We start from the raw sequence: 4,841 nt of genomic DNA, 5'->3' as shown, positions 1-4,841 counted from the left end.
GGTTCGGCGGGAGGCCGCGCGGAACAGGACTCGCCCTCACGGCGAGCACCTCGCCGCGCGGCCGACCCAACGGCCTGGCTCGCCGGCTGCCGCCGACTCCACCGCCGCTACGAACGCGAGGCCGACCACTTCCTCGCCTTCACCAGCATCGCCTGCACCCTCATCTGCTACCGCAGACTCACCAAATGAGATGACCTCTAAGCATGTGGTCGATCACTTCACGGCCGGTGTTCGGGCGCTTCGTCGGCGCCGTCGCGGTCGGCGTGGCCCTGGCAACGACCTCAGGATGCACGATTCCCGTCGATGCCGTCGCCGGCGTCTCCGTGACCGGCGACGGCCATCTGCTCGGCGTCATGATGGTCTGCGGACATCAGATTAATAACGCGACCCTCTACGTGGACAGCGACGACGTCAACAAGGCAGTCACGGTCGGTTCATGGACCACCGACCGCCCCGTCAGGGCTGGTCTCACCACCTGGGCCCTCGATTCTCCTGCCGCCGGCTGGACCGCGATCAGATCCCTCACTCCACTCACAGCCAAGACCACGTATGCCCTCTACGGCTGGACCAAGGACAACTCGTGGTCATCGAGGAGCGTCTCCTTCACCCCGAGAGACCGGGACCGGCTCACCCCAGGGAAAGTCCTCTACGACAAGATCTCGGACAATGGTGATGAATCGGCAGTCACTGTCCCTATAGCGGAGTTCAAAGCGAGGGCTTGCCAGAAGGTGTAGTGCTACGGCGCCTCCGGCTGAGTCGAGGCGCTCCCGTTGTCGAGAGCACGCGCTCAGCCTTCGCCGCCGCAAGACACAAGATCACGATCTACAGCTGGAGTACTAGACGAGTGAGTCCCATGTGATCAGTGGTCATACGCGATTAGCGAGCGGGTGACAGGTGCACCGATCCTGTTGTTGTGCCAGATACCGGCGGCCAACGCGAGGACTCGCTGGGCGACCCGGATCGCGACGCCCTCGAAGGTCCGCCCGCCGTGTTGTTCCAGGTCGAGCTGCCCTTTGAGGGTGTCGTTGACCGACTCGATCAGCTGGCGGACCTTCTTGAGCATCGGCTCGCCGTAGCGCTCCTTTTCCCGCTTGAACGACGGTCGCAGCAGCTCGACGCCGAGCTCGGCGAGGTCCTTCTCGAACACCTTCGAGGCGAAGCCCTTGTCCGAGATGAGCAGGATGCCCTCGCGCTGGGCGATCAGTTCGGCGTCGACTTCGAGCATCGCGGCCAGGACTTCGCGCTCACCGATCTTCGGATTGGCCAGCGCCCACAGGATCGGCATGCCGGTCGGCGTGCAGACCAGGTACAGGCGCAGGCCCCAGAAGAACCGGGAGTGGGAGGCGCAAGTAGCCGTAGCCGACCCAGCCCGCCAGGTTCGAGCGCTGGACGGTCGGGCGGGACATACCGCACGGCACCGGGGTGGAATCGGTGATCCATACCGTGTCCGTCCAGAAGCCACTGTCCATGGCCAGCTCCCGGATCATGCGCTTGACCAGCGGTAGAGCCGCCCGCAGGCGCTTGTTGTACCCGGATTGCTGGGGCAGGTAGGGGAAAAGGCCGGACAGGCGCTTATCGGCGAAGCGCAGCCACCGTGCCTCGGAGCGGTAGCCGAGCAGTGCCTGGGCCACCGCCAGGCAGACGAGTTCGGAGTCGCTGAGAAGGGGCGGGCGTCCCATCCATCGCGTTCCTCCGATCTCGTCGTCGATCTTCACATAGAGTGCGGTCAAGAGGGTCTCCAAGTCGGGCGTCACAACCGGATCTTGGAGGCCCTCATCTGGTCAGCAGGCCGAAAGTCCTGAAGTTCTGGCCCAGCGCTCGCATGTCGTCCACACGTTGACTGAACGGAGTCCAACAGCCATGCCGGACACAACCTCGGCCGACCTCGGCCCTCGTGAGGTCTTGGCCCGCTATCAGCAGGCGATGCTCGACAAGTCCGCGGACGACCTGGCCGATCTGTACGCGGTCGATGCCGTGCACGAGTTTCCTTTCCTTTTCCCCGGCATGCCTGAGCGCTACCGGGGACGCGAAGAGGTCCGCGCGGGCTATCGAGCGGCCTGGGGTGCAAGCCCAGCGCAGCCGCAGGAGATCCGCGAAGTTGTCGTGCATGAGAACACCGACCCGGAGGTGATCGTCGTCGAGCAGATCGTCTCCGGGACCGTGACCACGACCGGCCAGTCCTTCGACTTCCCCGGCCTGCTCGTGATCCGGGTCCGGAACAGCCAGATCGTGCATGTCCGCGACTACATGGACGGGCTCGGTGTGGCTCACGCGATGGACCGACTGACCGCCGTGGCCGCCAGCCTCAGCAACCGCTCCTGAGCCTCTGACACCGGACTCATTCGTCTAGAGGGTCCAGGACGGTCGGCAGATCACTGCCGAGGTCGCCACCGGTGTGATCGCTCTGCCCGCTCTTGAGCCCGGGCCGGGGTCAAGGATCCTGCGCTCGCCGCCGGGGCGCGAAGGGGCCTGTTCGGCCGCAGGGCGGTTGGGCGGGCTGTGGAAGAGGATGACGAGCGCGTCGGCCCGCCGGCCCCTGGGGGCTGCGGTGGCCTCCGGCTCCGCCCGGTGGCTGGCACGCGCGGCGTGGCCGGGCCCTCGGTCAGGCGGTTGCAGGGCCCCGTCAGCGGGGGGGGTGCCCTGGTGGACGGTCGGGGCCTGGTGGGGACCGTCTGCTTCGGCGCGGGCCCAGGAGCCGTCAGGGGGCCTCCAGACGGTGCGCCCGCCGCCGTCGTGGCGTGCGCACGGACCGCCGTTGGGCGTGATCGAGTGTCCGCCCGAATGCGGTTCTGCTGTACGACCCGTGGGGAGGGGACTGTCAGTGGCCGTTGGGATGCTCTGTGCTCATGGTTCGGGTGGGTTGAGAGGAGTGTGGGGTGCTGGACGATCTGCTCGTGGTGGGGTTCGACCTGGAGACCCGGCGTGAGGTCCACATCGGCGAACGGCCCTTGGAGCAGTGGCGTGCGCTCGGCTACGGGCGGCGGGAGACCGTGGTGTGCTTCTACTGCTGGCGCGGCATCGACGCGCCCGTGGGGACGAAGGTGCCGCTGCTGGCGCGCGGCCGGATCGGCGGCCGGGTACGGGCGCACTTCGCGCACCCGGCCGGAACTGCGCCACCCGGTGGCCCCAGCCGCGAGACGGTCTGGCACATCAATGCCAAGCACCGGCTCGCCCGCTGGGCGGCTGCCCTGCCGAACGTCACCCGGGTGCGGCTGGAGCAGTGGACTCCCGACCGCGACCGGCGCGCGGACGTCCACGTGGTCCTCGGCGACGGCGGCCGCCTGGCGCTGGAGGCCCAGCGGGAGCTGATCACCGACGAGCGGTGGCAGGCCCGGCACCGCGACTACGCCGCCGCCGGTGTGCGGGACGTGTGGTTCATGCGTCCGGACACCCGCATCCCGCACGTGCTGTTCGACGAGGGTGTTCCGGCCTGGACGCTGTATCACCGCGAAGAGGCGGCCGAGGCCCGGCTCGGCCGGCCCCACGAGCGTGGTCCGCGGTGGTGGACGAAGGATCTTCGCCTCTACGCGCTCCACCATCCGCCCTGCGCCGGCGACCCGGTCGTCTCCGAGCGCTTCCCGCTCAGCGAACTCGGCCTGGACGCAGGCGGGGTGACGTTCCCGCCCGCGATGACCGAGCGCCTGGCCCAAGAGGCCGCCCGCGTACGGCGGGACGCCGACCAGGCCCGCCGCCAGGAGGAACAGGCCCAGCACCGGCGGCGCGAGGCCGCCATCCGGCGGGCGAGGCGCCCCTGGGTTCCCGCTCCGCTGCCCCCCCGTGCGGCCGGTGCCGCGGCCGGCGGGCGGGGAGCCGGTGTGCGACGTGTGCCACCGGCCGCTCGCCGAGTCCCTGGTGCGCTACGGGCGGCACATTCTGTGCTGAGGAGGACCGGCAGTGGGGGGCGGACGGATCGGCACTCCGGCTGTGGCCGCCCCACAGGATGGTAACGGCTGTTACCATGCGGGTATGGCGAAGACACAACTGGGCGCCCGCGTGGACGAGGGCGTCGCGGAACTTGCGAAGAAGCGGGCCGCCGACCTGGGGCTGAGCATCGGGGACTACCTCGCCCGGCTCGTGCAGGACGATGCCAGCGGCCTGCGCGCCCGTGCGGTGGACGCCGCCGCCCGCTTCCTGGCCGAGCACCAGAGCGTCTTCGACGAGGCCGAACAGGCCCAGCAGACCCCGCCCGGAGCGCGCGCCGCCTGATGAACCTGCACATCGACGTCCCCTGGATCCTGCAGGTCGCCGAGGCCGCCGGAGCCAACGATCCGGCCCCCGACGACTACGGCGTCCCCCTCGCGGCGGTCGCCCGCCACCAGGCCGAACTGTTCGAGCAGCCCGTGTACGACGGCCCCTACGCCAAAGCCGCCGCCCTGGTGCACACGCTGGGCCGGTGCCGCTGGCTGGAGCGCTCCAACCTGGCCGTCGCCGCCGCCTGCGGCGTCATGTACCTGGAAGCCGCCGGGATCTCCGTCAAACCCGCCCGCGAGGACGCCGTCGCCCTCAAGGACCTCCTCCTCGACCCGGCCTGCACCGCCGGAAAGATCGCCACTCTGCTGCGCACCTGGCCCACCACCTGACACCCCCGCTCCCGGCGCCCCTCCCCCGCGGCACCGGGAGCAACACCGCGCGCAGCGTGGCGGGGGCCTTTGGTCTGACGCGCCGCACTCACCCCCGCTGTTCAGCACACAGGACCAGGCAAGCCCAACCCGCCGTTCCCGGCCCCCTCCGGCGGGCTTTCCCCTTCCCGGGTTCGACATAATTCGAGGGGTCTAGAGGTCTGGCGGAGCTGAACATGCAGGTCATGGGGCTGTACGTGGCTGGGAAGTCCGAAGGCGCCT

Annotated in this window: 5 protein-coding genes and 2 pseudogenes; 6 read left to right on the top strand and 1 reads right to left on the bottom strand. The window is 69.4% G+C overall.

Annotation, left to right across the window (positions count from 1 at the left end; translation table 11 throughout):
• Nucleotides 1-189, top strand: a pseudogene (locus tag ABZ862_RS38280) (hypothetical protein); the annotation flags it as partial.
• Between the two features lie 14 nt (nucleotides 190-203).
• Nucleotides 204-734: a hypothetical protein gene (locus ABZ862_RS38275; RefSeq protein WP_360969191.1), complete on the top strand. Its 531-nt coding sequence runs from the start codon at nucleotides 204-206 to the stop codon at nucleotides 732-734.
• A 125-nt stretch (nucleotides 735-859) separates the two neighbouring features.
• On the opposite strand, the pseudogene ABZ862_RS38270 reads toward ABZ862_RS38275, so the two are convergent.
• Nucleotides 860-1,754, bottom strand: a pseudogene (locus ABZ862_RS38270) (IS982 family transposase).
• A gap of 106 nt (nucleotides 1,755-1,860) precedes the next feature.
• Here ABZ862_RS38270 and ABZ862_RS38265 point away from each other — a divergent pair.
• From ABZ862_RS38265 to ABZ862_RS38250, 4 genes are all read left to right on the top strand, one after another.
• Nucleotides 1,861-2,322 carry a nuclear transport factor 2 family protein gene (locus tag ABZ862_RS38265; RefSeq protein ID WP_360969188.1) on the top strand — a complete coding sequence of 154 codons (462 nt, stop codon included), beginning with the start codon at nucleotides 1,861-1,863 and terminating at the stop codon, nucleotides 2,320-2,322.
• A gap of 554 nt (nucleotides 2,323-2,876) precedes the next feature.
• On the top strand, nucleotides 2,877-3,947 hold the full coding sequence (locus tag ABZ862_RS38260; protein WP_360969186.1) for a competence protein CoiA family protein: 1,071 nt from the start codon (nucleotides 2,877-2,879) through the stop codon (nucleotides 3,945-3,947).
• Nucleotides 3,948-3,966: 19 nt separating this feature from the next.
• Nucleotides 3,967-4,206: a hypothetical protein gene (locus ABZ862_RS38255; RefSeq protein WP_360969183.1), complete on the top strand. Its 240-nt coding sequence runs from the start codon at nucleotides 3,967-3,969 to the stop codon at nucleotides 4,204-4,206.
• Complete coding sequence (locus ABZ862_RS38250; RefSeq protein WP_360969180.1) at nucleotides 4,206-4,580, top strand: fic family toxin-antitoxin system, toxin component; 375 nt, start codon at nucleotides 4,206-4,208, stop codon at nucleotides 4,578-4,580. The genes ABZ862_RS38255 and ABZ862_RS38250 overlap by 1 nt, the downstream gene beginning before the upstream one ends.
• The last annotated feature ends 261 nt before the right edge of the window (nucleotides 4,581-4,841 follow it).

Origin of the sequence: Streptomyces sp. NPDC047000, from assembly GCF_040644295.1 — a bacterium.
Classification (GTDB): Bacteria; Actinomycetota; Actinomycetes; order Streptomycetales; family Streptomycetaceae; genus Streptomyces.
Note: the sequence above shows the minus strand (reverse complement) of the source record. Positions and strands in the feature narration are given on the sequence as shown.

Bases quoted from the DNA above. Each gene is read 5' to 3' on its own strand.
- ABZ862_RS38275 (WP_360969191.1), top strand. From the start codon at position 204: ATGTGGTCGATCACTTCACGGCCGGTGTTCGGGCGCTTCGTCGGCGCC.
- ABZ862_RS38265 (WP_360969188.1), top strand. From the start codon at position 1,861: ATGCCGGACACAACCTCGGCCGACCTCGGCCCTCGTGAGGTCTTGGCC.
- ABZ862_RS38255 (WP_360969183.1), top strand. From the start codon at position 3,967: ATGGCGAAGACACAACTGGGCGCCCGCGTGGACGAGGGCGTCGCGGAA.
- ABZ862_RS38250 (WP_360969180.1), top strand. From the start codon at position 4,206: ATGAACCTGCACATCGACGTCCCCTGGATCCTGCAGGTCGCCGAGGCC.